Genomic DNA, 26,585 nt, shown 5'->3' with positions numbered 1-26,585 from the left:
GCACAATGGCCGGGTGACGTCCGCCCCGCAGTCGGCCCCACCGCCGCCCGAGAGCGGCGAGCGCAGCGAGAGCCTGGTGACCGTGCTCGTCGCCCTCGCCGCGAACGCCCTCATCGCGGTCGCGAAGTCCGTGGCCGCCGGCGTGACCGGCTCCGCCTCGATGACCGCCGAGGCCGCGCACTCGTGGGCCGACACGGGCAACGAGGTGTTCCTGCTCGTCGGGGAGCGCAAGGCCGCCCGGCCACCCGACGCCGAGCACTCCCTCGGCTACGGCCGGGTCGGCTACATCTGGTCGATGTTCGCCGCGTTCGGGCTGTTCACCGTCGGCTCCGCGGTGTCGATCTGGCACGGTGTCCAGTCGCTGCACGCCGAGGAGGAGGCGCCGTCGTACGGCTGGGCCTATGCCGTGCTCGCCCTGGCCTTCCTGCTCGAGGGCACCTCGTTCCTGCAGGCGCTGCGCCAGGCCCGCGACGCCGCCGTACCGCGTCGGCTGCACCCGCTGCGCTACCTGCACATCACCTCGAACCCGATGCTGCGCGCGGTCTTCGCCGAGGACTTCGCCGCCCTGGTGGGCCTGGCGATCGCGTTCGTCGGCATCCTGCTCCACCAGGTCACCGGCGACCCGCTCTGGGACGCGATCGGATCGATCCTGGTCGGCGTCCTGCTCGGCGCGGTCGCGCTCTTCCTGATCCGGCGCAACATGGACTTCCTGACCGGAGAGGCCGTCACCCCGCTCGCCCGCAATGTCGCACTGCGCGCGCTGCTCGAGCACCCCGAGATCGCCCGGATCAGCTACCTGCACATGGAGTGGGTCGGCGCCGACCGGATCTTCCTGGTCGCCGCCGTCGACCTGGTCGGCGACGCCCCCGAGTCCGACGTGGCCGAGCGGCTCGGCGCCATCGCCGACGCCCTGCACGACCGCCCCGAGATCGTGCGCGCGGTGCTCACGCTCACCCGGCCCGGCGACGACACGGACCTGCGTCCCGGCTCGCTGCCGGACTGGTACCGGAGCTAGTCGGCGACGGGCGCCGGCTCACTCCGGAACCGGTTGGGGCGACCGGCGATGCCGAGCGCGCGCCAGACCCGGCGCGAGACCGGGTTCATCAGGCCGGTCGCCTCGGCGAGCATCCGCACGTCGCCGAACATGTCGCGCAGGAACTTCCGCGACTCCGGGCTCTCCCACCAGACCTCGCGGGCGACCTCGCGCGGGATGCCCATGTCGCGGATCGCCTTCGGGCCCGGTACGACGATCGCGTCGCACAGCACACGCATCAGGATCGGGGTCAGCACCGAGGCGACCCCGCGCTGAACGACGTTGAGGCGGGGTGCGCGGTGCTCGAGGAACTGGTGGGCGAAGCCGATGTGGCGGGCCTCCTCGGCGACGTGGATCTGGCTGATCCGCTCGAGGAGGGGGTGCATCGGGGCACCGGAGCGCAGCATCACCTTCTGCACGTGGTCGATCGGCTCCTCACCACCGAGCACGCCGACGAAGAAGATGAACGGCAGGTGCTTGGCGGCCAGCGGGAGGAAGGGACCGAGGGCGCGGAACAGGCTGTGCGCGCCGGGGACGTCCAGGCCGGTCCGGTTCACGAACTCCTGGAACATCTGGGTGTGGTGGCACTCCTCGGTCGCCTCGTGCGTGGAGTAGCGGAACTCGGCGCGGCCGTTGGGCAGGTCGAGGCAGTACATCATCAGCCCGGCGATGAGCACCTGCTCGAACTGCAGCCCGACCTTGACCACGTTCGTCTGGCGGTAGAACCCGACCTCGATCTGCCGTTCGCGCGGCAGCCCGCGGTACCAGGAGGTCCGCCCCAAGGGGTCGACGTCGGGCAGGATCCAGCGCGGGTCCTGCGGGTCGATGACGTACGCCGGGTCGTCCCACGCGATGTCGACGAAGGCGTCGAAATGATGCTCGACCGACGCCTCGGACAAGGTCCGGAGCTGGTCCTGGTAGCTGATCGTGTCCACGCCCGTAGCCATACCTACATGCTACTCGCGGTAACACCTACCGCAAGGGAGCCCCGCCAGTTTCACCGGTCGACCGGTGAAACTGGCGGACCGGGACGACGAAACTGGCGCCTGGACGAGGATGCTTCCTCGTCCTGGCGGGAGTTTCACCGGTCGGCCGGTGAAACTCCCGCCCCGGTGCGCTCAGAAGTGGGTGCCGCCGTCGACGCGCACCTCGGTGCCGGTGACGAAGGCGCCGTCGTCGCTGGCGAGCATCGCCACGACTCCGGCGACCGTCTCCGGGCCGGCGAAGCCGTGGCCGAGGGCGGGGGCGAGCTTCATGAACAGGCTCATGTCGGCGTCCGCCGGGAGGCCGGGGCCGGCGCTCTGCTTGCTGGCGCCGCTGCCGTCGGTCATGCCCGAGGAGATCGAGCCGGGCTGGACGGAGTTGAAGCGGATGCCGGCGCCGGCGTACTCGGCGGCGAGCGCGTGGGTCATCGACTGGATGCCGCCCTTGCTGGCGGCGTACGCCGCCATGTAGGGGTGGGCGAACATCGCCGAGGTGGAGCTGAAGTTCACCACGGCGGCGCCATTGCCCTCGCGCAGCGCGGGGATCGTCTCGCGGATGACGAGGAAGGTGCCGACCAGGTTGATCCGGAGCACCTGCTCGAACGACTCGAGCGTGGTCTCGTGGGTGTGGCCCGAGCGCAGGATGCCGGCGGCGTTGACGACCACATCCAGGCCGCCGAGGGCCGCGACGGCGCCCGCGACACCCGCCTTGACCGACTCCTCGTCGGCGATGTCCATGACGACGGTGGCCAGCCGGCCGGCCGCGTCGCCGTCCAGCGCGCCCGCCCTGGTGACGGTGTCGGCGAGACCGGCCTCGCTCACGTCGGCGGCCATGACACTGCCGCCCTCGGCCAGCATGCGCAGCACGGTGGCCTGCCCGATGCCCGAGCCGCCGCCGGTGACCAGCGCCCGGCGTCCCTCGTAACGGTTCATCTCGATGTCCTCTCGATCGTCGCGATGGCTTCGGTGTCATCGCGATCTGTTGGCACAACGTGCCACAGCGGCACAATATGCCCGGATCGGCACGAAGATCGGTACGCTCGTCCCCGTGAGCGAGACAGCGGGCCTGACCGAGCGTCGCCGGGCGGCGACCCGGCTCGAGATCGCCCGCGTCGCAGCCCGCCTGTTCACCGAGCACGGCGCCGCCGGTACGACGGCCGAGGCGATCGCCGCCGCTGCCGGGATCGGGCTGCGCACGTTCTACCGCTACAGCCGGACCAAGGAGGACGCGGTCGCGCCGCTGCTCACCGTCGGCGGTGACGCCTGGCGGGCCCGGCTGGCCGCGACCGAGCCGGGGGCGCCGCTGATCCCGGCCGTCGAGGCGGCGATCCGGGACTCCCTCGGCGCGAGCGACGACGCGACCGTAGCCGACCTGCCATCGGTGCGCGGGCTGCTGCGTGCGGCCGCGGACGACCCCGACCTGGCGGCGGTCTGGTACCGGGTCAACCGGGACTCCGAGGCCCGGCTGCTGCCCGTGCTGGCGACGATCGCGCCCACCGCCGACCCGCTCGAGCTGAGGCTCGTGGCGGCGGCGGCGACGGACGCGATCCGGGTGTCCCTGGAGCATTGGGCGCGGGGCCAGAGCCCTGAGGCACCGGTCGAGCTGGCCGTCCGGTGCCTGCGCGCGCTCACGCGCGGGCTGGCGTCCTGACGTCGAGGACCCGCTCGATCACCAGGTAGGCGACCAGGCCGACGACCAGGCCCACGACGGCGTCGGACAGGAAGTCCGCGGAGTAGTGGACGATGACAGCAGCACCGGCGCCGATGGCCCAGGCCAGGAACGCGGTGATCCGCACCGGCGACTCCGCGCGGCCGTCGAGGCGGCCCCGGAGCAGGACCTGGTCGGCGATGAGGACGGCGCCGAGAGGCGGCACCAGGACGCCGAGGAACGCCAGCCAGCTGACGAAGTGGTGCCAGGCGCCGGCCAGTGCGACGACGACGCCGAGCACGCCGAGCACGAGGGTGAGCAGCCTCATGGTCGAGCGGGTCAGGTGCGACCAGCCGAGGGCTCCGTTGTAGAGGCAGTGGGTGCAGACCGAACCGAGGTTGATCAGCACGAACACGACGACGAATGCGTTGAGCAGGACGTTGTCCTCGCCGGTGAGGATCGGGGTGAAGTCGCCGCCGACCGCGCCGGCGTTGGCGATCGCGCCGGCGGCGACCAGGACGCCGCCGCTGAGCTGGGCGACCAGGCTGGCGATCGGGAACGCGGTGACGGTGGCGAGCACCGCCTCGCGGCCGTTGCGCGACCAGCGGGTGAAGTCGGCGGTCATCGTGCCCGAGTCGGCGAAGGTCGCCATGATCGAGGTGACCGCGACGCCGAAGGTCATCGCTCCCCCGCCGACCCCGGCATAGCTGGTGACCTGCGAGAAGTCGGCGGTGCTGGCGGCCACCACGATCGCGATGACGACCGCGACGATGAACAACGGGGCCGCGATCGCGCCGAGCCACGAGAGCGCCTTGATGCCGACGTACGTCACGGCGATGAAGGCGGTGCCGGCGACGAGGACGACGAGGGTCTCGTTCCAGCCGAAGGCCTGGTTGAGGCTCGCGCCGGTCGCGCCGGTGTTGAACGCGAACCAGCCGACGACCACGGTCGCGAGGAAGCCGGAGGCGATGGCGTACCCGAGGGTGCCGAAGGTCTCGGTGGCCTGCAGCGCGAAGCTCTTGCCGGTCTGGCCGGCGCGGTAGCTGAGCAGGCTGACGTAGACGAACATGATCGCGTTGGCGACCAGGATCGCGGCCACGCCCTGCCAGAAGCCGAGGAGCGCGACGACGAGTCCGCCGGGGATGGCGTTGGTCAGGATCATCGGGAAGCCGAACCACACGGCCGAGACCGTCAGGAGCGACTTGCGGTGCGTCGCGGGGACCGGGCTGTGCTCGAACTCGGACTCGAGCTCGCGCCCGGGCGTCTGGTCCCGGTCGGTTCCGGACGGGGTTCCCGTGGAGGTCGTCATCGGCAGGGCTCTCTGCTGGGCCGGGCAGCGAGCACCCGGAGGTTGGTATGCCATCGAGCGGCGTACCACGACGCGCGCGGTCGCAATTGCTCGCGATTGGTATACCATTACGAGCGGCGCCGATGGAACCCCTGTCCGCCCAGCGGGTCGAGCAGCGCTCAGCCGGTCGACTCGACCCCTACCGCACCGCCGAGGAGCGGGTCGTCGTCGCGCCAGGTCGGGTCGTCGAGGTAGCGGATGTTGCCCATGTGGGCCAGGATCAGCGTGCTCACCCGCGCGACGTCGCGTTCCGCGATCGCGTCGTAGAGCGCCTGGTGCTCCTCGGCGACGCCGTCGACGTCCTCGTGCTGGAGCAGCAGCCAGCGGATCCGGCTCTTGAGCAAGCCGCCGATCTCGTGGAGCAGGTCGTTGCCGGCGAGCATGGTGACCTGCTCGTGGAAGTCCGCCGCCGCCCGCCGGGCCAGGGCCGCGTCGTTGCGGCGTACGGCCTCGTGCTCGGTGTCGAGCACCTCGCGCAGCCGGGCCAGGCCGTCGCGGGTACGTCGGTTGGCGGCCAGGCGGAAGGTCAGCACCTCGAGGGCCGAGCGAACCTCGTTGAGGTCGGCGACGTCGGCGGGCGAGAACTCGCGCACGATCGCCCAGGTGCGGGGCCGGGGCGTCACCAGGCCCTCGCCCACCAGGGTCTTGAGCGCGTCGCGCACCGGCACGCGGCTCACGCCGAGCTCGTCGGCGAGGTCGCGCTCGACCAGCTTGCTGCCCGGCGAGCGGGTGCCGTCGAGGATCTGGTCGCGGATCGCGGAGGCGACCCGGTCCGCCTCCGACTCGAAGTCCGTGCTGTCGTGGGTGCTGCCCCCCATGGAGGTCATTCTCCGACCTTCACCAGCAGCTTGCCGAAGTTGCGCCCGACGAGCAGTCCGCGGAACGCCTCGGGCGTGCTCTCCAGGCCTTCGACGATGTCCTCGCGGTAGCGGACCCTCCCGTCGCGGACCCACGCGGTCATGTCGCGCTGGAAGGCCTCGGTCAGGGTCGGCTCGAACTCGCTCTGGATGAAGCCGCGGATCGTCAGGCTCAAGGTGAGCACCCGGGCCATGAACCCCGGCAGCCGGTCCGGACCGGCCGGCGCCTCGGTCGCGTTGTAGTTGGCGACCAGCCCGCAGACCGGGATCCGGGCGTAGAGGTTGAGCCTCCGGGCGACCTCGTCGGCGACCATGCCGCCGACGTTCTCGAAGTAGACGTCGATGCCGTCCGGCGTGGCCGCGGCCAGGTCCTCGCGGAAGGTCGGCGAGCGGTGGTCCAGGGCGACGTCGAAGCCGAACTCCTCGGTGAGCGCGCGGACCTTCTCCGCTCCCCCGGCGATACCGACGGAGCGGGCGCCCTTGAGCTGGGCGATCTGGCCGACGGCCGAGCCGACCGGCCCGGTCGCGGCCGCCACGACCACGGTCTCGCCCGGCTGCGGGCGGCCGATCTCCAGCAGTCCGGCGTAGGCCGTGAAGCCGGGCATCCCGAGCACGCCCAGTGCCGTGGACACCGGGGCGGCCTCCGGGTCGAGCCGGCGCGTGTGGCGGGCGTCGGCGACGGCGTACGTCTGCCAGCCGGTGTAGGCCAGCACGATGTCGCCGACGGCCCGACGCTCGGAACGGCTCTCGACGACCTCGCAGACGGTCTGGCCGACCATGACGCCGCCGACCGGCACCGGCTCGGCGTACGACTTCGCCGCGCTCATCCGGCCCCGCATGTAGGGGTCCAGCGAGAGGTAGATCGTCCGCAGCAGGACCTGTCCGTCGGCGAGTGCGGGGAGGTCCTCGGTGACGAAGGCGAAGTCGTCGTCGGTGGGCTCGCCCACGGGGCGCGCGGCGAGCCGGATCTGGGTGGTCTGCACGGACCGAACCTATCTCCCGAAGAGCGCGCGGGTCGTCTCGTCGGCGGGCAGGAAGGTCTCGAGTCGCAGCCCCTCGAGGGCGACGTCGGTGGCGGTGGTCAGCTGGGCGGAGGTGCTGAACAGCCGCAGCACGCCGTCGCCGGTGCGCAGCCGCAGGCTCAGCACCGGCCCGAGCGTCGGGTCGAGGCGAGGCGTGCCGCCGTGCAGCCGGACGATCTCGGCGACCAGCTCGTGGTGGCGCGGGTCGTGGGTGCGCGCTGCGCGGCTGAGCGCCTGGTGGTGCAGGTGGCCGGCCCACTCGTCGAGGTTCTCGATCCGCGGGGCGAGACCACCCGGGTGCAGGCACAGCCGGACCACGTTGACCGGCGGCTCCAGCAGCTCCGGCGCGCAGTCGGCCAGCAGGACACCGATCGCGGCGTTCGCGTCGACCACGTCCCAGTGGTCGTCGAGGAGCACCGCGGGGTACGGCAGGTGGGCGTCGAGCAGGCTGCGCAGCACGTCCATCACGACGGCGAGCGACCCGTCGTCGAGCGACTGCTCCGAGTAGCGCGGGGCGTAGCCCGCCGCCAGCAGCAGCCGGTTGCGCTCGCGCAGCGGCACCTCCAGGTTGTCGGCCAGGTGCAGGATCATCTCCGGTGTCGGGTGCGCCCGCCCGGTCTCGACCCGGCTGAGGTGACGGGTCGACACGGTCGAGAGGTTCGACAGCTCCTGCTGGCTGAACCGGCGCCGCTCGCGCCACGAGCGAAGCATCGGGCCCACCTGCAGGCTCTCCACGAGCGTGGTCATGGCCCCACCCTAGGCAGCGCCTGGCGCAGGTCCCATGACCTCGCAGGTCATGGCCACGCTCCCCCGTTCGGGCGACGGTGGTGCCCGTCCACCACCACGGAACACCCACCGAACGGAGCAGACCATGAACCACCTCGTCGACGCCTACCTCGCCACCTGGAACGCCGGGCCCGCCGATCGCGACCGGTTGCTCGCCGAGCACTTCGCCCCCGACGTCAGCTACACCGACCCGCTGGCACAGGTCAGCGGGCACGCCGGCCTGCACGCTCTGGTCGACGGCGTCCAGGCACAGTTCCCGGGCTTCGTGTTCACGCCCGTCGGCGCCGTCGACGGCCACCACGACCGGATCCGGTTCCAGTGGGGCCTGGGGCCCGAGGGCGCCGATCCGGTCGTCGTCGGGTTCGACGTCGTCGTACTCGCCGAGGACGGACGGATCCGCGACGTGCACGGTTTCCTCGACAAGGTGCCCGGGTGAACACCAGGCGGGCGCTGCGGACGCGTCCCGGCCGCCACCACCGGCTCGTCGCGCCTCAGGCCCGGACGGGCGAGGCCACGTTCGCCGAGCTACCGGCGGCGCCGGACAGCTCGGCCTGGAAGGCCCGCGCGGAGCGCTGGATCCGGAGCAGCATCGTGGCCGACGGGGTCACCGAGCCGCCGACGTAGCTCGACAGGCGCGAGGGCGACGTACCGATCCGGGCGGCGAACCGGCGCTGGCTCACCCCGCTGACGGCGACCAGGCGCTGCACCTGACGTCCGACCAGCACCCGGTCGCGGTCGGTGCGCCACGACCGGCACCAGCCGAGCAGGGTGGCCACGACCTCGAGGTCCGCGTCGTCGGCCTCCTCGACCAGCTCCTCGGCGGCCGGGCCCCAGGGCGAGGCCGCGAGCATGCCCAGGCCGCGCCGCCCGGCGGCGACCGAACCGCCGCGGCCGAAGGCGACCAGGTCGGCGCGGGCCGCCCGCACGGTGACCCGGTCCTCGGGCGCGACCTGGACGTCGAGGTCCTGGAAGAGCAGTGCGCGGCCCACGCCGGCCGTGGTCTCCTCGGCGAGCAGGCGGTGCACGACCACCGTGGTCAGCGGTAGGTCGGGGTCGAGGTCGACCAGCCGCGCGGCCCGCTGCAGGCGTTGCGCGACCCGCTCCTCCCCCAGCGCCTGGGTGAGGGCCGCCGCCCGGGCCAGGTCCACCGGGTCGTCGAGGACGGCGAGCGCCAGGAAGCCGGCCAGGACCGCACAGAACGCGGCCGTACCGGTGCCGCCGTGCTCCTCCTCCCAACGCCGCCAGCGCTCGCTCGCCTCCGGGCACCTCGCCGACAGCTCGGCCTCGCGTGCCCGGAGTGCGAGCACCGTCTCCTCGAGGAGCACGGGGGTCGGGAGGTCGGTCAGGACTGCGGGGTTGCGCATCATCGCTGGGTCACCTTCGGGGGGAGGTACGGGGCCGCCGACGCAGGCCGGCAGTACCTGGACGCGCGAGCCCTCGGTTCATGACGCGATTTCGGGACCTCGAAAGTAAAAGGTTGCTCAGCTAGTCGCCGGCTCCGCCGCGGCGGGCCCGGCGCGCGGCCCGGTTGATGCGCAGCAGCATGGCTGCCGAGGGCGTCACCGAGCCGGTGACGTACGTCGACAGCCGCGACGACGAGGTCCCGACCAGGGCCGCGAACTCCCGCTGGGTGAGCCCGGTCTCGGCGATGGCGTTGCGGATGTGGGCCGCGATCGCGGCGCGCTCGTCGTCCTCGACGATGCGGCGGATCATCTCGCTGACCGCCTGCAGGCTCCGGGCCTCCGCGACGTGGACCTCAGGGTCCAGCATCGCGAGGTGCTTGTCGATGATGCCCGACCACGGCTCGGCCCGCGTCGCGCCGGTGAGTGCGCGCCACTCGAGCACACCGCCGTCGCGGAAGACCGCGAGCAGCGCGTCGAGGTCGGTGATCGCGGGCACCTGCGCCGCGGCGTCGCCCACGGTCATCAGCCACGTGACCGCCTCCGCGCAGACCGCGACCAGGTCGGGACGCTCGCGGAGGTCGAGCGTCCCGGCGGCGCCGCCCTGGAGTCCCCAGGCCCGTTCGCCGAGGGCGCGGGCCAGGGCCGTGGTGAGCTCGCGGTCCTCCCCTTCGACGCTCACCAGCGCCTGGTCCTGGAACTCGGCGACCTGCCGGCCGCCGAGCTGGGCCACCAGCTGGGCGAGGAACTCGATGTCGGTGACCTCGCCGAAGCTCACGATCGACAGGGCGTTGGCGAGCACGGTCCGGACCAGCGGTGCCGGTGCCCCTCGGCGTACGGTCAACCGGTCGACGGCGCGCTCCCACGTCGCGGTCAGCTCCGCGTCGCCGTCCGCCCGTTGCTCGAACGACGCGACGATCCCCCACATGCCGTGCGCCCCCTCCAGCCGGCCCCGTCACCGAACCGTGCGGGACAACATTGCCCTGCCACGCCAACCCGAACCTCGCATTTCGGGCGGCGCGATATCGGATCTGACATCACCTGCGCAAGATCCGGCCGGCCACCGGGACCCACGCCGTCGCGCAGGCGCCGCGAACTACGATGTCCCGACCATGTCGCACCGGATCCAGCTGGCCGTCCTCGCCCTTCTGATCAGCGGGATCAGCGTCCAGGCCCTGGCCGGCAGCTCGCGGCTCTCGGGCCCGATCATCGTGACCCTCACCGCGTCCCACGGAGTCCACCTCGACGACCTGCTGGTCGTTGCCGCGTGGGCACTGTGCATGGCGTGGTGCGTGCGTCAGTGGCGGCGCAACCTCTGAGCCTGCCCGACCAGCCGCGGATCGGCGGCCAGGGTCACGACGGTCGTCGCGACGACGTACGCCGCGCCCGCGGCCAGCACCGCGGGCAGGAGCGGCGGGAGCGCCGCACACCATGCGGCGGCCGCAGCGCAGCCCGCGCCGAGGCCGAGCAGGTGCCGGGGAGCGACGACCGGCCCGATCCGGCGGTGCACCACGACGAGCAGCACGACGGCCTGCGCCGCGAAGGACACGGTCGTGGCGACGGCGGCCCCGAGCAGGCCGCACCACGGGATGAGCACGAGGTTGAGCCCGATGTTGACCACGAGCGCCAGCACGCTGGCGACGAGGACCACCGGGTCGGGGCGCAGCGCCAGCAGGAGTGAGGCGCACTGGTGGCCGATCCCGAACAGTGCCGGGGCCAGCGCCAGGGCGACGAGGAGGCCGGGATCGGCGTACTCGGCTCCGAGCAGGGCCGTGACGATGTCGTCCCCGCGCAGCGCCATGAGCACGCCATAGGGCAGGTAGGCCGCCAGCATGGCGGCCATCGAGATCTGTGCCCACCGGCGTACGTGCTCGAGGTCGTCGGGCCGGCTGGCCACCACGGGCACGATGCCGCGGGTGAGCGTCCAGGTCACGAAGGTGACGGTCTCGAAGATCCGGTAGTTGGCGGCGTAGACGCCGACCGCCGTGGTGCCGAGCATGACCCCGACCAGCGCGGTGTCGATGCGGAACAGGCCCATGGAGGCGAAGGCGTTGAGGCCGAGCACGGGCAGCGCCTGGAGCAGCAGCCGCGCCTGCGGCCGGCTGCCCCGGAACCGGAGCCGGACCCCGGCGCGGCGCGCGGCGAGGTGCATGGCGAGCACTCCCCCGACTGTGCCGGCGAGGTAGGCGAGTGCCGCGCTCTCGGCCCGGGGGGCGAGGACGAGGGAGCCGGCGACCAGGGCGAGGGTGAGGAACCGCTGGATCACGAGCACCAACGCCGAGCGGTGCTGCTCCTGGCGGGCGCCGCAGCAGGCGCGAGAGGCGTCGGAGAAGGTGTCGACGAGGCACGCGAGCACCACCAGCCACACGGTCACCGCGTCGGCCGACGACATCGTGGCCAGCAGGACGGGACCGGCGACGGCACAGATCGCCCCGCTCAGCACCGCCCGGATGCCCACCAGTGCGCCGTAGCAGCGGTCGAGGAGGTCCGGCTGCGCGCTGCCGAGCTGGATCAGCCGGGCGTCGAGGCCCGAGGACGAGAGCACGGCGAGCAACAGGCCCAGGCCGAAGCCGAGCGACAGCACGCCGAACTCCGCCAGCCCGAGCAGGCGCGCCAGCAGCAGGAACATGACGAACGTGGCGACCTTGCCGAGCAGCTCGGAGGCAGCCAGGGCGGCGACCGTCGAGCCGGTACGACGCAGGGTGCCGTCCGCGGGGCGTGGCGGGGTCGCCGTGGTCGGCTCCGTCGTGGCCGTCACCGCTCTGCGATCCTCTGCAGCACGCCGGCCGGCAGGGCAGCCTTGAGCCGGTCCCGGGCCGACCGCTCCCACCGGTCGAGCCGGTCGACGGCAGCACCGGAGGAGGCGAGGAGGTGGACGCGGTGCACCTCGTGATTGCCGAACTTGCCGTCGGTGCGGCCTCGCAGCCAGTCGAAGGTGGTCACGCCGGGGTCGGCGGAGGCGCGGGCCGTGGCCGCGAGGTCGCACACGACCGCACCCCGGTAGTGCTCGAGGCCGTCGGCGACACGACCGTCGAAGACCCGGTGGACGCCGGGCTCCTCCACCACCATGCCGTAGCCCGCGATCTCGCCGTCGACGAGCAGCAGGTCGAGGGTGAGGGCTCCGGCGGTGGCAAGGTCGGACACATTGGTCTCGTAGAAGCCCCGCGCGGCGGGGTCGTCGAGGTGGCTCCGGCGGCCGCAGGCGTGGTCCCGACGGCGGCGTACGTCGACGACGCGGGGCAGCCAGCGGGCCACCTCGGCGGGCTCCCGGACGGCGAGCTGCTCCGCGCGGCGACCGTCCGCGGCGATCCGGTTGAGGGCGTTGTTGGCCTTGCGTCGCCGGTTGCGGCTGACGACGTAGTCGGTGCCGATGCCGAGGATCTGCGGGATCGGCGCACCGGGCTCGAGCCGCACGCGGCCCAGCCTGCGCAGCAGGCCCGCGACGACGGGGCTCTCGCCCGGCAGCTGGGCGAGGTCGAGGGACCAGGCGGCGTGCTCTCGCTCGACCCAGTCGACGAGTGCCGCGGCGAGGGCATCGCCGGTGTCCTCGTCGTGGTGGAGCTGGCCGTAGTCGTTGAACGGTCCGCCGAGCAGCTCGATGTGCCACACGCCGCGCCGGCGCGAGCGGGTGAGGGCGGCCAGCCCGGCGACGGAGCGGTCGGCCGTGCCGATCGTGAGGGCGACGGCCTCGCCGGGCAGGTGCGCGGCGGCCGCGCAGAGCCAGGCCGCGCGGGTGCAGTACGCCGTGCTGCGGGCGTCGACGTAGTCCGCCAGCTCGAGGAGCCGCTCCCGGGCCGGGCCGCCCGTGGCGACCCGGGTCGACCACGTCCGCGGCGCGCTCACAGCCCCGCGGTCCACGCGAACACCTCCCGCCAACGGCGCCGGCGACGCTCGACGAGGTCGGGGCGGAGATCGGCCGCGGGGATGCAGACCTCCGAGCCGTAGGTGCGCAGCGCCAGCCACCGCAGCTGGTGGGCGATCGCGGCGTGCTCGGCACGCGTCGTGGACCGCAGCACGCTCTCGAGGCCGCCGCGGGCGAGATCGGCGTCCACGACGTCGACGAGCAGCCGCAGGAAGTCGTGGTGCCGGGGCCCGGTGGAGGTGTACTCCCAGTCGATCACGACGACCTCGCCGGGCCCGGCGCGAAGCACGTTGGCGCGGTGGAAGTCGTTGTGGACGGTGACAGTGCACGGAACCCGGGCAGCGGCGGTACGGGTCGAGGCGAACAGCCACGGGCTCACGCCCGCGGCCGCCAGCCGGAGGGCGTTGCCCACCGTCGCCGACCGGGGCGCTGCCCAGCTGGCGCCGGCGGTGCGGAAGCGCGGGGCGGGGATCCTCTCGATGCGTCGGGCAACGTCGAGAGCGGCCTCCAGGTAGTCCTGCGACTCCCCCGGTTCGTCGGGGACCCGCCGGGTCGCCATCCAGCGGTCGTCTGGCCCGACGGCGACCGTCCGGGCCGTCGGCAGCCCGTGCGCGGCAGCCCAGGTGCGCCCCTCGACCTCGCGACGGATCCGCCGGACGTCGCCGGGCTCGGTCGCAGCGAAGACGATGAACGACGGATCGAGCAGGTAGTCCTGCGGCACCGTCGGCGCTCTCACGGGGTCGCCTCGGCGAGGTCGGGCAGGACGTCGCCGCGCCGAGCGGACCAGGCCAGGGCGTCGCGGACGCCGGCCTCGAGGTCGAGCTCGGCCTTCCAGTCGAGAAGCTCGGCTGCCCGCTCGCAGCGGGCGAAGGCACCGACGGCGTCACCCGGGCGGCGGGGCGCCGCGACGACCTCGACGGCGCGGCGGGACACCGCGGTGAACACGTCGACGAGCTCGCGCACGCTGGTCCCGCGGCCGGTGCCCAGGTTGATCACGCGGTGCCGGCGCCCGTCGAGCGCACGGTCGAACTGCTCGACGGCGGCGACATGGGCGCGGGCGAGGTCCCACACGTGGACGTAGTCGCGGATGCCGGTGCCGTCAGGCGTCGGGTAGTCGACGCCGGTGATCAGGAACGGCTCGTCCCGCCGGCGGGCCTCGACCAGGCGGCCGAGAACGTGCTGGGGCACCGGCTGTTGCGGGCCGGTGCGCAGGGCGGGGTCGGCACCCATCGGGTTGAAGTAGCGCAGGGCGAGCGAGCGCAGTCCGGTGACGGCGCTGACGTCGGCGAGGATCGCCTCCGTCATCGCCTTGGTGCGGGCGTAGGGGCTGCTGGGGCCGAGCGGGGCGGTCTCGTCGACGCCGGGGTCCTCGCCTGTGGCGTAGACCGCGGCCGAGCTGCTGAAGACGAGGTCGGTGACGCCCCCGTCGGCGAGCGCGGCCACCAGCTCGAGGGTGCCGGAGACGTTGGTGCGGTAGTAGCCCACCGGGTCGCTCACGGACTCGGGGACGACGACGCGAGCCGCGCAGTGCACGGCGGAGCGCAGGTCCGGGTGGGCGGACAGGATGCTGCGCACCAGGGCGCGGTCCGCGATGTCACCGCGGTGGAACGGCAGGTCGCGGACGAACTCGACCCGTCCGGCCGACAGGTCGTCGAGGATGATCGGCTCGTGCCCGGCGTCGAGGAGCGCGGAGACGACGGTGCTCCCGATGTAGCCGGCGCCGCCGGTGACGAGGACCTTCATCGCCTCAGCACCGGCCCTTCGGGCCGGCCGGCACGCCGTCGGGGATCGAATGGGCGATCACCCGGTCCAGCCGCAGGTCGGCCGGCACGGAGCGGTAGAGCTCGAGGCGAATCCGGCGGCGGGTGCCGGGCTCGTAACACCAGTAGCGCCCGGAGATGACCTGGGCGACGTCACCGTCGGCGTCGACCAGGATCGCCTGGGCCGCGACGTAGTCGCCGACCGGGCCGGCCGCGCTCAGGGTGGCGGTCACGACGGCGTTGTCGGCGGTCCGCTTCAGCTTGCCCTTGCGAGCCACGACCCGGGGCTCCTCCTCGCGCACCGGCCGGAAGTCCGTCGAGACGTACTCGACGGCGACGTCGGTGACCTCGGCCGCGGCCGGGCCGAGGGGTGCGTAGACGGCGAACTCCTCGCCCGGCGGCAGGCCGAAGACCGTGCAGCACACGTCGTTCTCGGGTCCGGTGGTCGACACGACGGGCCGGCCGGCGGCGTTGCGGCCGGTGATCCGCACCCGGGCCTCGTCGAGGACCTGGTCGGAGTCGTTGCGCAGCACCACGGCCAGCTGACGGCCCTTCTGGCCCCAGGAGACGACCTCGGGGCCGACGCCCGCTGTACCCGCGGTCGCGCCGCCGTCGGTCGGTGTCGCCGGGACGGGCGCGGCGGTCGGGACCGGGTCGTCGCTGTCGGAGCCGTCGTCGCCGCCGATCATGCCCGACATGAGCAGCGGCCCGGCGACGAGGCCGGTCGCGATGCATCCGGCGCCGACGTACAGCAGCCAGCGGCTCTGGCTCAACTTGTTGGCACTCATGGTGAAACTCCCGTCGTAGTGGGGATCCGGACCGAGCTTCCGGTCATGGCGGAGTGGAGGGCGCGATAGCGCGCGATCATCGGAGCGGCGCCGAAGCGCTGGTCGAAGGCCGCGGAGGCGCGCGCGGAGAGCCGGTCGCGGCGCCCGGCGTCGCCGAGCACCGCCCGCAGCCCGGTGGCGAGGTCCGCGGCGGACCCTGGGCGCACGGCGTGGACCGCGTCGCCGAACTGGTGCGCGATGCCGGGGACCTCGGAGATCACGACCGGGAGCCCGGCGCCGAGGGCCTCGAGCACGGCGATCGGCAGGCCCTCCCAGTCGGTGGCCAGGGTCAGCAGGTCGCTGGCCGCCACGAGCCGTGGCATGTCGGCGCGCTCGCCCAGCAGCCGCACCCGGTCGTCGAGGTCGTGCCGGGCGACCGCGGCGGCGATGCGCGCCCGGTTCGGTCCGTCGCCGGCGAGCAGCAGCAGGGGCGGCCGGTCGTGCGTCGCCAACGCCGCCCAGGCCTCGACGAGCAGGTCGTGCCGCTTCTGGTCGACGAGCCGGGCCGGGCACAGGGCGACGACCTCACCGGGCGCGATGCCGAGCTCGGCGCGCGCCCGCCGGCGTGGGTACGACGGCAGCCGGGCCACACCGTTGGGGATCACCGTGACCCGGTCGGCCGGGAAGCCACGGCCGGTGAGCTGCTCGCGCAGGTGTGGCGAGACGACCACGACCTGGTCGGCGGCCCACCGCAGGATCCGGACGGCGGCGCCGAGCTCGTGGCCGGCGACGCCGTGCAGGGTGACGAGGAGCGGGACCCGGTGCCCGTAGGCGAGCCGGGACAGCAGCGCGGCCTTGGGGTTGTGGGCGTGGACGAGGTCCGGCGCCGGGACGCGGCGCAGCCGCGCCACCGAGCGGGCGAGGTCGCGGGGGCGTCGGCCCACGGCCGGGAGGGTGGTGTGGGCGATGCCCGCGGCCAGGATCTCGGCGACCCTGAATCCGGGGGCGCTGGCGATCCGCGCCTCGTGGCCGTCGCCGGCGGCGGCCCGGGCGAGGGTCACCGCGACGACCTCGGCGCCGCCTGCCCCGAGCTCGGGGATGACGGTGAGGATCCTCATCCGGCCACCGCCGCGTAGACTTCGACCAGCGCCCGGGTGGTGCGGTCGATGCGGTAGTGGTCCTGGACCCGCCGGCGCCCGCTCGCGCCCATCCGTCGACGCAGCCCCGCGTCGGCCGCAAGGTCGGCGAGGGCGCGGGTGAGCTGGTCGATGTCGCCGGGGTCGACCAGGATCCCGTCGATGCCGTCGCGGACCAGCTCGGGCACGCCGCCGACCCGGGTGGCGAGGACGGGGACGCCCAGCGCCATCGCCTGCAGCAGCGCCATCGGGCAGGCCTCCGCCGCGGAGGTGAGGGCCACGACGTCGGCGTCGCGCAGGATGCCGGCGGGGTCGGCCCGGAAGCCGGCGAACGAGACCCGGCCTGGCTCGGCGGACGCCGCGACGGCCGCCTCGATCCGGGGCCGCTCGGGGCCGTCGCCGACGAGCCTCAGGTGGACTCCGGGCACGCGGTCGACGGCGGCGACCAGGTCGGGGACCCGCTTGACGGGCTGCATCAGGCCGAGCCAGGTGACCCGGACCGGACCCGGCCGGTCCGGATCCGCACCGGCCGGGTCGTGCGCGAGCCAGGACCGCCCGACCCCGTTGGGTACGGCGTGCACCAGGTCCGCGGGGATGCCGACGTGCTGATGGGCGTAGTCCGCGAGCGCCCGGCACGGCGTGACGACCGCGGAGCGGGGGGTGCGGGCCAGCAGGGCCTCGAGCCGGAGGTAGCGCAGCCGGTCGCGCCGGTGGGCCGGCGCGACCGGCAGGTTGCCGGGCACCAGGCCGGCGAGCTGGTCGGGCACGCCGTGCAGCGTGTAGACCGACGGCAGCGAGCGGGACCGGGCGAGGGCGCGGCCCACCAGGCCGGCGCGCCGGTCCTGGAGGTGCAGCACGTCCGGGCGCACCTCGGCGAGCACCCGTGCCACCGCGCGCGCACCGCGCAGGTCGCGGACCCGGTCGATGCCGGCGACGTGCACGCTCACGCCCTGCTCCGCGGCCGCGGCCAGGTGCGGGCCCGGTGGTCCGGCCAGGTGGCTGTGGTGGCCCTGGCGGGCGAGCTCGACCGCCACCTCGACGGCGTGGTCGACCGGGCCGCCGCGGTCCTGGGTGATCAGCTGGAGGACACGCATCGTCAGGTCTGCCTCTCGCGGACGGGCGGTCCCGGGTCGAGGGCGACGCCGAGGGCGACGAGCAGCCAGATCGGGAGGTAGAACTGCTCGCTCAGGAAGGCGGCCGCGGTGAGGGTGCCGGCGAAGGCCACGAGGACGGCGTCGGCCAGCGGCCGCTGCTCGGCGGACCCCGGGACGGTGCGGCGCCGGGCGCGCAGGGCGCCGCGCACGGCGTACCCGATCAGCGCGAGGAAGCCGGCCAGGCCGAGCAGGCCGACCTCGGAGGCGACGTCGAGGTACATGTTGTGCACGACCGTCTGCGGGACCGCGCCGACGTCACCGGGCAGGTACGCCTGTGTGGCGGCGGCGAACCCGCCCGGCCCCTGGCCGAGGAATGGGCTGTCGGCCGTCATCTCGGCGGCCATGGTCCAGGTGGTGTAGCGGGACTCGACGTTGGCGGCGGCGATGTGCTCCTTCTCGAGCAGGCTGCGCTCGACGACCTCGGCATGGGTCGCCCACAGCAGGCCGAGAGCGGCCAGGGCGGCGAGCGCGACGGTGACGACGGTGGCCGGGCGCAGCGTGCGGAGCAGGAGCGCGGTGAGCAGCATGACCCCCATCGCGAGCAGTGCGCCGCGGGAGAAGGTCGCGCAGGTCGCGACGACCAGGACCGCGGCACAGCCGGCGACCGCGGCGACGCCGAGGGGCGAGCGCCGGTGGGCGGCGACGAGCGCGAACGGCAGCGCAGCCACCAGGAAGAAGGCCAGGTCGTTGGGGTCCTCCAGCGGGCCGGCCGCGCGGCCGCCCGTGGTGAGGAAGCGGACGGTGGCGACCACGCCGGCGGCGGTGCAGGAGAGGAGGAAGGCGGTGGCGATCCGGGCGGCCACGGCCTCGGCGCCGGGGCGGCCGCGGCGTACGGCATCGACGAGAGCGACCACCACCAGCGCGTACGACGCGTAGCTGACCGCGTGGTCCAGTCCGACCGCGAGGTCCATCCCGCGGACCACGAACGAGGCGAGCAGCACGAGCACCACGACGCCCAGCGCGCCCCCGGCCGGGTGCCGGGGCAGGGACGGCCGGGCACCGGAGACCAGGCGCAGCAGCCAGGACACGAACAGCAGCAGCCCCGCGACCTTGACGGCAGCCGGGTGGACCTCGCGCAGCAGGTCGCCGAAGGGCTCGACCACGACGAGGAGGACCGCGGCCCACTCGAGGCGGTACGCCGCGGCGGCCACGACCGCTCCCCCGCCGAGCGCCGCGAGCACGGGGAGGGGGGCCAGCACGGCCAGGACGGCGGTGCCCAGGCAGAGCGCGACGGCCACGACGAGGAGCGCGACGGTGCCGGCGCGGCGACCGGGGCGTGGCAGCCGCCCGAGGACTGCAAGGGTGACCAGGTAGGCGGCCAGGGAGGCCGAGCCGGCGCCGAGCAACCCGGACAGCGACCCCCGGTCGACGGGCAGCAGCGCGCCGACACCGAGGGCGGTCAGCCCGAGGACCAGCCCGGCGGCGGCCACGGGGAGCAGGCCGCGGCGCAGGCCGTGCCACGGGATCCCGGGGACCCGGTGGGCGACGAGGACGCCGGCGGCGAGGACGGTGAGGCCGCCGGCGGCGACCTGGGCGGCGGCGACGGCGGTGATGCCACGGTCCACGACGAGCAGGAGCAGGACGAGCAGCAGCACGAAGTGGAGACCGGTCAGCACGAGCACGTCGGTGGTGCGGCCGGCGGCCTTGAGCACCACGACCAGCACCTCGAGCGCACTCAGCGCGAGTCCGTAGACCGCCAGCCAGCGCAGCGCGGGCACGGCGGGCGCCCACGCGTCGCCGAGCAGGGTCAGCGCGGGAGCGAGGACCAGCAGGCCGGCGTACAGCGGCACCACGAGGACGTGGACCAGGACGGCGGCGTCGACGGCGGCCCGGCCGACGGCGGCTCCGCGCAACCGGGCGAGGTGGGCGAACAGGCTGCCGCCGATCACCATCGCGATCAGCAGGTAGGGCATGTAGGCCAGGCGGAAGGCCATCGAATAGGTGCCGACGTCGTGGGCGCCCAGCCGGTTGGCGACGAGGACGAAGTCCAGGTTGAGGATGAGCAGCGTCAGCAGGCCGCTGCCGGCCCAGCCGCCGCCGAACGCGAGTAGCGAGCGCACGTCGGCGCGCGACCAGCCGGGCAGCACGGGACGGCGCAACACCCAGAACAGGACCAGGACCAGCACCGCCTGGGCGAGCTGGCCGATGACGAGCGCGGACACGCCGCGGCCTGCCGCGAGGGCGGTCACGGTGACGGCGGCGCCGACGAGGTTGCCGCCGAGGTCGGGCAGCACCCGGCGCCGGAAGTCGAGGGACCGGCGCAGCAGCTCGCCGCTGACGCCCGACGCGGCGGCGAACGGCACGCAGAGCACGACCCCGCGCAGCACCGCCGCGCCCTCGGGGCCGATCTGCAGGGTGGTGGCGAGCCGGGGCGCCGTCGTCCACACCACCGCGACCAGGGCGAGGGACAGGCCCAGGGCGAGGGTGAGGGCACTGCGGGCGGCGCGCTCGGCGTCGCCGCGGAACGGGACCAGCGCCGTGCTGGTGCCGAGGTCGGCGACCACGACGCACACGTTGAGCAGCACGGCCGCGAGCGAGATGATGCCGAACTCGTCGGGCGCGAGGACCGCGGCGAAGACCAGCAGGACGGCGGTCTGGCAGGTCTTGGCGGCCACGGCCCCGAGGCCGAGCCAGCCCGAGCCGGCCACGTACGGCACGGCCCGGGGCCGGGTGGGCACGCCGGCCGCACCCTCCCCCGGGGAGGGTGCGCGCTGGCGACTGGACTCGAGCATGGCACCTCACCAGTGCACGCCACGCCTGCTGGTGATCCATCGACCTGGAAAAGTTCTGGCCCTGCCGACGATGGGGCGTCAGCAGGGCCAGAACGATCGGGTGCGCCCGGCGCTCACTCGCCGCGCACGGCGGCCTCGAAGGCCTCGAGAGCGGGCTTGGCCCGCAGGTCGCCGCGCATCAGGCCGAAGCCGTCCTGGTAGCGCCTGCTGGGTCCGTCGACGTCGCGGTACCAGATGATCGGGCCGACGTAGGGGTACTCGGCCCGGATCAGCCGCACCGCCCGGCGCAGGTAGTCGGCCTGCTGTGGCACGGTGACCGGCCGGTCCCAGGCGTTCCCGTCGTTCTCGGTGCCGGTGGACCAGCCGAGCTCCGTGATCCAGATCTGCTTGCCGCCGTCGCCCCACTGCTGCATCACGTCGTGCACCATCGGGGTGCTGGTCAGCCGCCACACCGCGCCGACCGACGCGGTCTCGGGCTCCGCGTCGCTCGGCCCGATGTAGGGGTGCACCGCCAGCGCGTCGAAGCAGCCGGCGGCACCGGCCTCGTAGGCCCGGGTGAGCCAGGGCGCGTCGTTGTACATGATGCCGCCGAACAGCACCGGCGCGTCGTCCTGCTCCTTGACCGCCGGGTAGGCGGCGCAGAGCAGGTCGACATAGGTCTGCGGGTCGGCGCCCTCGAAGAAGCCCTCGAAGTTCGGCTCGTTCCAGATCTCCCAGGCGTCCACCCGGTCGCTCCAGCGCTGGGCGGCGCGGCCGATGGCGCGGGCGTAGTCGGCCGGGTCGGTCGGCGGCGCGTAGAGGCTGCCGTTGGCGCCGGCCCAGCTCGGGGTCAGCCAGAACTCGAGGATCACCTTGAGGCCGTGGTCCTGCGCGGCGTCGAGCACGTCGTCGATCAGCTCGGCGTACCACCGCTCGAACGGGCCGCGCCGGGTCGGCTGGAGGGTGGCCCAGCCGACGTCGACCCGCACCCAACCGGCGCCGGCCCGCTGCAGGCGGGCGAGCACCTTGCGGGCATAGCCCGGGCCGGTGCGGTGGTGGGCGGAGAGCTGGACCCCGAGGTCCAGGTCGGCGACCGGCGGGCCGGTGGGCGTCGCGGGGGCCGGTGTCTCGGGAGCGGGCACGGACGCGACCGGGTCCGGCCGTCCGGACGGCGTGCGGTCGGCCGACTGTGCGGTGGTCCACTGCATCACCAGGGTGCCGGTGGCCCACAGGACGATGACGGCCAGCGCGACCAGGCCGCGGCGCAGCAGGCGTCTCATGACCTCACCACCTCCACCGGCACGGCGGGGCCGGCAACGGCGCCCGGGCCGTCGTACGCGCTGCCGAGCAGGTCGTGGACCAGCCGCCGGGTGCGAGGCACGTGGCGGGAGGTACGACGAGCGGCCGGGTAGAGGCCGTGCAGCTTGACCCGCAGCGTGCGCAGCGTGTCGGTGGCGTTGACGTCCACGCGCTGGATGCCGAACCGGCCGGCGGGGTCGTGCACGGAGAACGCGGCCCGGTAGCCCGCGGCCTCGACCGCGGCCCGCACCCGCCGGTCGTGGAGGCCGTAGGGGAACGCGAAGGTGGCGACCTCCTCGCCGACCAGCTCGGTGAGCGCGGCGCGGGCCTCGACGGTCTGGCGGCGCAGGTCGGTGTCACCGGCCCGGGTCAGGTCCGCGTGGTCGGAGCCGTGGGCCCCGATCGCCATCCCCTGCGCACGGAGCCCCTGCACCTCCCCGGCGGACAGGAGCGGATAGCGGAGGCGGTCGCCCAGCCAGGTGGCGCGGCCCCCCAGCAGGTCGACCGGGACGTAGAGCACGCTCGGGATCCCCAGCGACTCCAGGATCGGAGCGGCATGCTCCCCCACGCCCTGGTAGCCGTCGTCGAAGGTGATCAGCACCGCCTTGCGCGGCAGCCGGGCTCCGTCGCGCGCGGCCAGGTAGGCCTGCTCGGTGACGGGCACGAACCCGGCGGCGACGAGGTGCTCCATCTGGGCGCGGAAGTTCGCGGGGGTCACGAACATGCCGTGCGGGTCCCGCTCGCGCGCGACGTGGTCGACGCCGTGGTACATCAGCACGCGGGGGGTCATGTCCGCTCCCTGATCCGGTACAGGCCGCCGGCCAGCACCAGCGCCGCGAGGCAGAGCAGCGTCGCGACGTAGAGCTGGCGCGGGGGTACGGCGGTCACGCCGGCGGCCCCGGCCTCGACCACGGGCACCACCCGGGTCGTGGTGTCGTCCTCGCCCTCGGCGACGGCGTAGGCCGCGAGCTGGTTGGCCGCATCGATCGCCGCGGTGCGGCTGGTCGACTCGACCACGATCCGCAGGGTCGCGGTGCCGGGGTCCTGCACGGTGCTCACCGAGACGTCGGCGTCGTTGTCGGCCGCGCCGGAGCCCGCGCCGGAGCCATCGGCGCGGGCAAGCTCGGCCGTCTCGGCGGAGCTGAGCGAGACGCCGTACTCGTGGGCGAGCATCTCGACCGAGTCGGCCGGCACATCGGCCGACAGCGGCCGCAGCGCGACCGCGCTGGTCGCGGTGTAGGTGGTGGGGATCAGCAGGATCAGCTGGATCCCGAAGGCGACCGCCAGCGCCAGCCCACCCACCAGGATGCCGATGTACCGCCACCGGTCGCGCTGTCGTTGGGCCTGTCCTGCGGTGGTCATGGGGAGGTCCTCGCTTCTGGCTGGGGAGTGGGCCGGGGGGTCGGGACATGGACGGTCTCGGCGACGATGGCCATGCCGAGGAGGGTCCAGGTGAAGCCGTAGACGATGGGGTTCCACAGGGGCATGTCGAAGACGCCGTGGATCGCGATGGCCAGCAGGCCGGCGAGCACGGCCAGGGCACGCACCGAGAGCACGGCGCCGTCCTCGTCGCCGACCCGCGCCGCCACGGCCTGCGCGGCCAGCTGCCTCCGGACCGCCAGCACACAGCCGGCCAGCACGATCACGCCGGCGGTCAGGCCGATGACACCGCGCTCGACGAGCACGGTGAGGTAGAGGTCGTGGGCGTGCTCGGCGCCGTAGGCCGACACGGTGCTCACCGAGCTGGTGGCGGCCACCCGGTAGCCGTCGGGTCCGACGCCGAACCACGGGCGGTCCGAGATCTGGCGCCAGGCCTCGCCCCAGATCAGCGGGCGGGCGTCGTACTCGTTGGCACCGGTGTCGCCCAGCGAGCGCAGCCGGGTGCCGAGGATGCCGAGCAGCGGGACGTCGGCCGGCAGGACCAGGGCGAGCACGCAGGTGGCGAGCACCGCGGCGCCGGCGCGGCGCAGCAGCCGCCGGGTCCGCGGGACACCGACGGCCAGGCAGGCCAGCGCGACGGTGCCGCCGATCCAGGCCCCGCGCGACATGCTCAGGGTCCAGGCCAGCGCGATGCACAGCGTCGCGGCGGCGAGGACCGCGGCGCGAGCCCGCGAGCGCGCCGTGACCAGGCACGCGACGGCGACGGGGAGCACCCCCGCGCAGAAGATGCCGAGCTCGTTGGGCTGGGCGAACGGACCGGTGAGCCGGCCGTCGACGACCCAGCCACCGGCCGCGGCCCGCAGACCGCCCGCGCCGGAGAGCGCGTAGGCGCCGATGCAGCCACCGACCACGACGAGCAGGTCCGGCCCGCCGCGCTCGTGGCCGGGCCGGTGCGCCATGGCCACCCCGACGGCGTAGCCGAGCGCGATGCACGCGATGAGGACGCGGGTGACGGCGTCGCCGGGGTTCACCCCGCCGGCGGCCGAGACCACGCTCGTGACGATCCCGAGGGCCAGGCCGAGGAGCAGCAGGGAGGCCGGCACCGGCCGCTCGTCCTTGACGAGCAGCCAGGCGGCGATCGCGGCGGGCACGCTCATCGCCACGAACGCGACGCTGAGCCCGATCGAGAAGGCACCGCCGAACGGGAGCACCACGAGGGCGACGACGACCGCGAGGGCCGACGCCGGCAGACGGGCGGGAACCGTCATCGCGGACGGCCCCGGCGGCGCACGGCCGCGGAGAGCGCGCCGTACGCCTTGACGAGGTCGCGGGCGGCGGCGACGGGCGCGACGAGCGGCACTGTGCGCAGCGGATCCGGTGCCTGCAGGGCCCGGCCGACGGGGAGCGAGAGGTACGCCGCCAGGCCGGCGCTCGCGGCTGCCCGGGCACCCGTCGAACCGCGCAGCGCGATGCCGGCCGCCGCGGTGTAGGCGGCGACCCTGGCCAGGTCACGGCCCAGCAGGCGGCGGTCGAGCGAGTTGCCGCTGCCCTCGCCGTAGCGGCGGTACATGGTCAGGTTGGCCCGGAAGGTCGGGCGCTGGGCCCAGCTGACCTCGGCGTCGCGCACCATCCGGGCGGTGCCACCGGCGGCGACGATGCGGCGGCCGAAGAGGACGTCCTCGCCGGTCTGGAGGTTCTCGGGGAAGCCGCCGACGCTCGCCCAGGCGACCCGGGCGAAGGCGACCGAGCGCCCGGTCGGCATCGAGGCGTCGAACGCCCGCCCGAAGAGGCGGCCGTAGGCGCGGGCCAGTGGCGTCGGGCGGGCCAGCTCCTCGACGCTCGGGTACCCGACCGCGGCCAGGGCGTGCTCCCAGGGCTGGGCGGCCCCGACCCGGTAGGTCCCGGTCCACAGGTCGACCTCGGGGTGGCGGGCGAAGGCGCGCCGGAACGCGGCCAGCCAACCGGGCGAGGGGACGCAGCCCGCGTCGGTGCAGGCGATCCGGTCGTGGCTGGCGGCCCGGATCCCGATGTTGCGGCCCTGCGAGATCCCGGCGCCGGGCTCGAGCAGCAGGCGCACCCGCTCGTCGAAGGCCGCGAAGGCCCGCACGACGCCGGCGGTGTCGTCGCTCGACCCGCCGTCGACGACGACGACCTCGTCGTGGGGGCCGAGCTGGGGCACCAGCGCCGACAGCAGCTCCTTGGCGGCAGCCTCGTCGTCCAGCACGGTGGTCACGACGCTGATCGCGGGACCGGTGGGCGGCAGGCCGACGCCGGGACGATGGGCCAGGGTGGCGAGGAAGTCGACGAGGACGTCCGCCGCGGCCCGGGCATCCGGGTACGACGCCGCGACCCGGGCGCCCGCCGTACCGCATCGGGTGCGGGTGTCGGGGTCCTCGAGCGCGAGCAGGGCCGCGGCGACATCGCCCGGCGCTCCCGCTCGGACCTCGACGCCGCCCTCCCGGGCCATCGCGCCGAGCGGTGGGGTGACGACGACGGGTACGCCGGCGGTGAGGGCCTCGAAGGCCGTCATGCCGAAGGCCTCGCGGTGCCAGGGCATCGACTCGGTGGGCTTGGTGAGCACGAGGACGGCGTCGAAGGCGCCGGCCAGCCGGGCGAAGCCCGGCACCTCGCCGAGGAAGCGGACCCGGTGCGCGACCCCGAGCTCGGTGGCGAGCGCGACCAGGCGCAGCTGCTCGCCGGGGTCGTCGGGATCGTGGATGCCGGCGACGACCAGGTCCCAGGCGGCCGCGGCGGGATCGGCCAGCGCGCGGATGGCGTCGTCGATGCCCTTGCCGTGGACGATCCGGGTGCCCATGCCGGCGACCAGTCGACCGCTCGGGACCTCCAGGCCGAGGGCGCCGCGCGCCTCCACGCGGGTGAGGTGGTCGGTGGTGCGGGGCGGGTTCAGGAGCAGCGAGCTGCGCAGGCGGCGGCCCTCGAGGAGCCACGCACCGGTGGCCACCTGGCCGTCGCTGACCCGGTCGAGGAGGGCCGTGGGCCAGCCCTCGAAGGAGCCGTCGTGGCGCACCCACACGAAGGGGATGCCGAGGGCGCGGGCGGTCGGGGCTGCCGCGAGCGCCGCCTTGACGCCGTGGGCGACGACGACGTCGGGCCGCGAGGAGCGCAGCGCAGCGCCGACCCGGGCCGCGAGGAGCGGGATCCGCGAGGCGCGCCGCTCCGAGCGGACGGTGGCGACCGGGACGCCGCGACGGCTCCAGGTCGCTGCGGTGGGTCCGCCGCCGAGGGCGACGACGTCGAGGTCGGCGCGGTCGGTGGCCTCGGCGAGCTGCAGCTGCCAGCGCTCGGCCCCGCCGAGGACGCCGCCCTGCTGGACCACGGTGATCCGCAGCCGGTCCTGCTGGCCGGTCCGGGAGACGGCCGCGGGATCGAGAACCTGCGTCATCGTCGTACTCCGCTCTGGTCAGTGCGGTGGCCCGGG

Annotated in this window: 25 protein-coding genes; 4 read left to right on the top strand and 21 right to left on the bottom strand. The window is 74.4% G+C overall.

Annotated features, from left to right (window positions below):
- Positions 1–13: 13 nt before the first annotated feature.
- Positions 14–1,015, top strand: coding sequence for a cation diffusion facilitator family transporter (locus QI633_RS12745; RefSeq protein WP_282429211.1), 1,002 nt, complete (start codon positions 14–16; stop codon positions 1,013–1,015).
- Here QI633_RS12745 and QI633_RS12740 read toward each other — a convergent pair.
- Together QI633_RS12740 and QI633_RS12735 are read right to left on the bottom strand one after the other, a co-directional pair.
- Positions 1,012–1,980, bottom strand: a complete 969-nt coding sequence (locus QI633_RS12740) for a diiron oxygenase (RefSeq protein ID WP_282429210.1) — start codon at positions 1,978–1,980, stop codon at positions 1,012–1,014. The two genes, QI633_RS12745 and QI633_RS12740, sit on opposite strands and share 4 nt — an antisense overlap.
- Positions 1,981–2,151: 171 nt before the next feature.
- Complete coding sequence (locus tag QI633_RS12735; protein WP_141798864.1) at positions 2,152–2,949, bottom strand: SDR family oxidoreductase; 798 nt, start codon at positions 2,947–2,949, stop codon at positions 2,152–2,154.
- Between the two features lie 115 nt (positions 2,950–3,064).
- Here QI633_RS12735 and QI633_RS12730 point away from each other — a divergent pair, with 115 nt between their 5' ends.
- Positions 3,065–3,667, top strand: a complete 603-nt coding sequence (locus tag QI633_RS12730; RefSeq protein ID WP_222117832.1) for a TetR family transcriptional regulator — start codon at positions 3,065–3,067, stop codon at positions 3,665–3,667.
- On the opposite strand, the gene QI633_RS12725 is transcribed toward QI633_RS12730, so the two are convergent.
- The 4 genes from QI633_RS12725 to QI633_RS12710 all read right to left on the bottom strand — a co-directional run bounded on the left by QI633_RS12725 (position 3,645) and on the right by QI633_RS12710 (position 7,638).
- Positions 3,645–4,973 carry a cytosine permease gene (locus QI633_RS12725; protein ID WP_282429209.1) on the bottom strand — a complete coding sequence of 443 codons (1,329 nt, stop codon included), beginning with the start codon at positions 4,971–4,973 and terminating at the stop codon, positions 3,645–3,647. The two genes, QI633_RS12730 and QI633_RS12725, sit on opposite strands and share 23 nt — an antisense overlap.
- A 158-nt stretch (positions 4,974–5,131) precedes the next feature.
- Positions 5,132–5,830, bottom strand: coding sequence for a GntR family transcriptional regulator (locus QI633_RS12720; protein WP_282429208.1), 699 nt, complete (start codon positions 5,828–5,830; stop codon positions 5,132–5,134).
- A 5-nt stretch (positions 5,831–5,835) separates the two neighbouring features.
- Positions 5,836–6,852, bottom strand: a complete 1,017-nt coding sequence (locus tag QI633_RS12715; protein ID WP_282429207.1) for an NADP-dependent oxidoreductase — start codon at positions 6,850–6,852, stop codon at positions 5,836–5,838.
- Positions 6,853–6,861: 9 nt separating this feature from the next.
- Entirely contained in the window at positions 6,862–7,638 is a 777-nt protein-coding gene (locus QI633_RS12710) for a helix-turn-helix transcriptional regulator (protein WP_282429206.1), read from the bottom strand.
- Positions 7,639–7,762: 124 nt separating this feature from the next.
- Between QI633_RS12710 and QI633_RS12705 the strand changes: the two genes are divergently transcribed.
- Positions 7,763–8,113 (top strand): nuclear transport factor 2 family protein, encoded by a 351-nt coding sequence (locus tag QI633_RS12705; protein ID WP_141798870.1) that lies wholly within the window; start codon positions 7,763–7,765, stop codon positions 8,111–8,113.
- Between the two features lie 55 nt (positions 8,114–8,168).
- Here the strand turns inward: QI633_RS12705 and QI633_RS12700 are convergent, their stop codons facing one another.
- Positions 8,169–9,044 carry a helix-turn-helix transcriptional regulator gene (locus QI633_RS12700; RefSeq protein ID WP_141798871.1) on the bottom strand — a complete coding sequence of 292 codons (876 nt, stop codon included), beginning with the start codon at positions 9,042–9,044 and terminating at the stop codon, positions 8,169–8,171.
- Positions 9,045–9,162: 118 nt separating this feature from the next.
- Positions 9,163–10,005, bottom strand: coding sequence for a helix-turn-helix transcriptional regulator (locus QI633_RS12695; RefSeq protein ID WP_222117834.1), 843 nt, complete (start codon positions 10,003–10,005; stop codon positions 9,163–9,165).
- Between the two features lie 184 nt (positions 10,006–10,189).
- Here QI633_RS12695 and QI633_RS12690 point away from each other — a divergent pair, with 184 nt between their 5' ends.
- On the top strand, positions 10,190–10,396 hold the full coding sequence (locus tag QI633_RS12690; protein WP_141798872.1) for a hypothetical protein: 207 nt from the start codon (positions 10,190–10,192) through the stop codon (positions 10,394–10,396).
- Here the strand turns inward: QI633_RS12690 and QI633_RS12685 are convergent.
- The 13 genes from QI633_RS12685 to QI633_RS12625 all read right to left on the bottom strand — a co-directional run bounded on the left by QI633_RS12685 (position 10,375) and on the right by QI633_RS12625 (position 26,549).
- Entirely contained in the window at positions 10,375–11,835 is a 1,461-nt protein-coding gene (locus QI633_RS12685; protein ID WP_282429205.1) for an oligosaccharide flippase family protein, read from the bottom strand. The two genes, QI633_RS12690 and QI633_RS12685, sit on opposite strands and share 22 nt — an antisense overlap.
- Complete coding sequence (locus tag QI633_RS12680) at positions 11,832–12,935, bottom strand: GNAT family N-acetyltransferase (RefSeq protein ID WP_282429204.1); 1,104 nt, start codon at positions 12,933–12,935, stop codon at positions 11,832–11,834. Before QI633_RS12680 ends, QI633_RS12685 begins: the two co-directional genes overlap by 4 nt.
- Complete coding sequence (locus tag QI633_RS12675; protein ID WP_282429203.1) at positions 12,917–13,675, bottom strand: aminoglycoside phosphotransferase family protein; 759 nt, start codon at positions 13,673–13,675, stop codon at positions 12,917–12,919. The genes QI633_RS12680 and QI633_RS12675 overlap by 19 nt, the downstream gene beginning before the upstream one ends.
- Positions 13,672–14,682: a UDP-glucose 4-epimerase GalE gene (gene galE / locus QI633_RS12670; protein WP_282429202.1), complete on the bottom strand. Its 1,011-nt coding sequence runs from the start codon at positions 14,680–14,682 to the stop codon at positions 13,672–13,674. The genes QI633_RS12675 and galE overlap by 4 nt, the downstream gene beginning before the upstream one ends.
- A 4-nt stretch (positions 14,683–14,686) precedes the next feature.
- Positions 14,687–15,487 carry a hypothetical protein gene (locus QI633_RS12665; protein ID WP_282429201.1) on the bottom strand — a complete coding sequence of 267 codons (801 nt, stop codon included), beginning with the start codon at positions 15,485–15,487 and terminating at the stop codon, positions 14,687–14,689.
- Entirely contained in the window at positions 15,484–16,584 is a 1,101-nt protein-coding gene (locus tag QI633_RS12660) for a glycosyltransferase family 4 protein (protein ID WP_282429200.1), read from the bottom strand. The genes QI633_RS12665 and QI633_RS12660 overlap by 4 nt, the downstream gene beginning before the upstream one ends.
- Complete coding sequence (locus QI633_RS12655) at positions 16,581–17,696, bottom strand: glycosyltransferase family 4 protein (protein ID WP_282429199.1); 1,116 nt, start codon at positions 17,694–17,696, stop codon at positions 16,581–16,583. Before QI633_RS12655 ends, QI633_RS12660 begins: the two co-directional genes overlap by 4 nt.
- Before the next feature lie 2 nt (positions 17,697–17,698).
- Complete coding sequence (locus QI633_RS12650; RefSeq protein WP_282429198.1) at positions 17,699–20,488, bottom strand: oligosaccharide flippase family protein; 2,790 nt, start codon at positions 20,486–20,488, stop codon at positions 17,699–17,701.
- A gap of 113 nt (positions 20,489–20,601) precedes the next feature.
- A complete protein-coding gene (locus QI633_RS12645) occupies positions 20,602–21,747 on the bottom strand; it encodes a cellulase family glycosylhydrolase (protein ID WP_282429197.1) in 1,146 nt (381 codons plus the stop codon).
- Positions 21,744–22,556 carry a polysaccharide deacetylase family protein gene (locus tag QI633_RS12640; RefSeq protein ID WP_282429196.1) on the bottom strand — a complete coding sequence of 271 codons (813 nt, stop codon included), beginning with the start codon at positions 22,554–22,556 and terminating at the stop codon, positions 21,744–21,746. Before QI633_RS12640 ends, QI633_RS12645 begins: the two co-directional genes overlap by 4 nt.
- Entirely contained in the window at positions 22,553–23,128 is a 576-nt protein-coding gene (locus QI633_RS12635; protein WP_282429195.1) for a hypothetical protein, read from the bottom strand. Before QI633_RS12635 ends, QI633_RS12640 begins: the two co-directional genes overlap by 4 nt.
- Entirely contained in the window at positions 23,125–24,414 is a 1,290-nt protein-coding gene (locus QI633_RS12630; protein ID WP_282429194.1) for an O-antigen ligase family protein, read from the bottom strand. Before QI633_RS12630 ends, QI633_RS12635 begins: the two co-directional genes overlap by 4 nt.
- A complete protein-coding gene (locus QI633_RS12625; protein ID WP_282429193.1) occupies positions 24,411–26,549 on the bottom strand; it encodes a glycosyltransferase in 2,139 nt (712 codons plus the stop codon). Before QI633_RS12625 ends, QI633_RS12630 begins: the two co-directional genes overlap by 4 nt.
- Positions 26,550–26,585 lie beyond the last annotated feature (36 nt).

This window comes from Nocardioides sp. QY071 (genome assembly GCF_029961765.1).
Taxonomy (GTDB): domain Bacteria; phylum Actinomycetota; class Actinomycetes; order Propionibacteriales; family Nocardioidaceae; genus Nocardioides.
This window is presented reverse-complemented; position numbering and strand designations above follow the sequence as displayed.

Coding starts and splice junctions, on each gene's coding strand:
- QI633_RS12740 (WP_282429210.1), bottom strand. CDS start 1,980: ATGGCTACGGGCGTGGACACGATCAGCTACCAGGACCAGCTCCGGACC.
- QI633_RS12735 (WP_141798864.1), bottom strand. CDS start 2,949: ATGAACCGTTACGAGGGACGCCGGGCGCTGGTCACCGGCGGCGGCTCG.
- QI633_RS12725 (WP_282429209.1), bottom strand. CDS start 4,973: ATGACGACCTCCACGGGAACCCCGTCCGGAACCGACCGGGACCAGACG.
- QI633_RS12720 (WP_282429208.1), bottom strand. CDS start 5,830: ATGGGGGGCAGCACCCACGACAGCACGGACTTCGAGTCGGAGGCGGAC.
- QI633_RS12710 (WP_282429206.1), bottom strand. CDS start 7,638: ATGACCACGCTCGTGGAGAGCCTGCAGGTGGGCCCGATGCTTCGCTCG.
- QI633_RS12705 (WP_141798870.1), top strand. CDS start 7,763: ATGAACCACCTCGTCGACGCCTACCTCGCCACCTGGAACGCCGGGCCC.
- QI633_RS12700 (WP_141798871.1), bottom strand. CDS start 9,044: ATGATGCGCAACCCCGCAGTCCTGACCGACCTCCCGACCCCCGTGCTC.
- QI633_RS12695 (WP_222117834.1), bottom strand. CDS start 10,005: ATGTGGGGGATCGTCGCGTCGTTCGAGCAACGGGCGGACGGCGACGCG.
- QI633_RS12690 (WP_141798872.1), top strand. CDS start 10,190: ATGTCGCACCGGATCCAGCTGGCCGTCCTCGCCCTTCTGATCAGCGGG.
- galE (WP_282429202.1), bottom strand. CDS start 14,682: ATGAAGGTCCTCGTCACCGGCGGCGCCGGCTACATCGGGAGCACCGTC.
- QI633_RS12665 (WP_282429201.1), bottom strand. CDS start 15,487: ATGAGTGCCAACAAGTTGAGCCAGAGCCGCTGGCTGCTGTACGTCGGC.
- QI633_RS12660 (WP_282429200.1), bottom strand. CDS start 16,584: ATGAGGATCCTCACCGTCATCCCCGAGCTCGGGGCAGGCGGCGCCGAG.
- QI633_RS12655 (WP_282429199.1), bottom strand. CDS start 17,696: ATGCGTGTCCTCCAGCTGATCACCCAGGACCGCGGCGGCCCGGTCGAC.
- QI633_RS12650 (WP_282429198.1), bottom strand. CDS start 20,488: ATGCTCGAGTCCAGTCGCCAGCGCGCACCCTCCCCGGGGGAGGGTGCG.
- QI633_RS12645 (WP_282429197.1), bottom strand. CDS start 21,747: ATGAGACGCCTGCTGCGCCGCGGCCTGGTCGCGCTGGCCGTCATCGTC.
- QI633_RS12640 (WP_282429196.1), bottom strand. CDS start 22,556: ATGACCCCCCGCGTGCTGATGTACCACGGCGTCGACCACGTCGCGCGC.
- QI633_RS12635 (WP_282429195.1), bottom strand. CDS start 23,128: ATGACCACCGCAGGACAGGCCCAACGACAGCGCGACCGGTGGCGGTAC.
- QI633_RS12630 (WP_282429194.1), bottom strand. CDS start 24,414: ATGACGGTTCCCGCCCGTCTGCCGGCGTCGGCCCTCGCGGTCGTCGTC.
- QI633_RS12625 (WP_282429193.1), bottom strand. CDS start 26,549: ATGACGCAGGTTCTCGATCCCGCGGCCGTCTCCCGGACCGGCCAGCAG.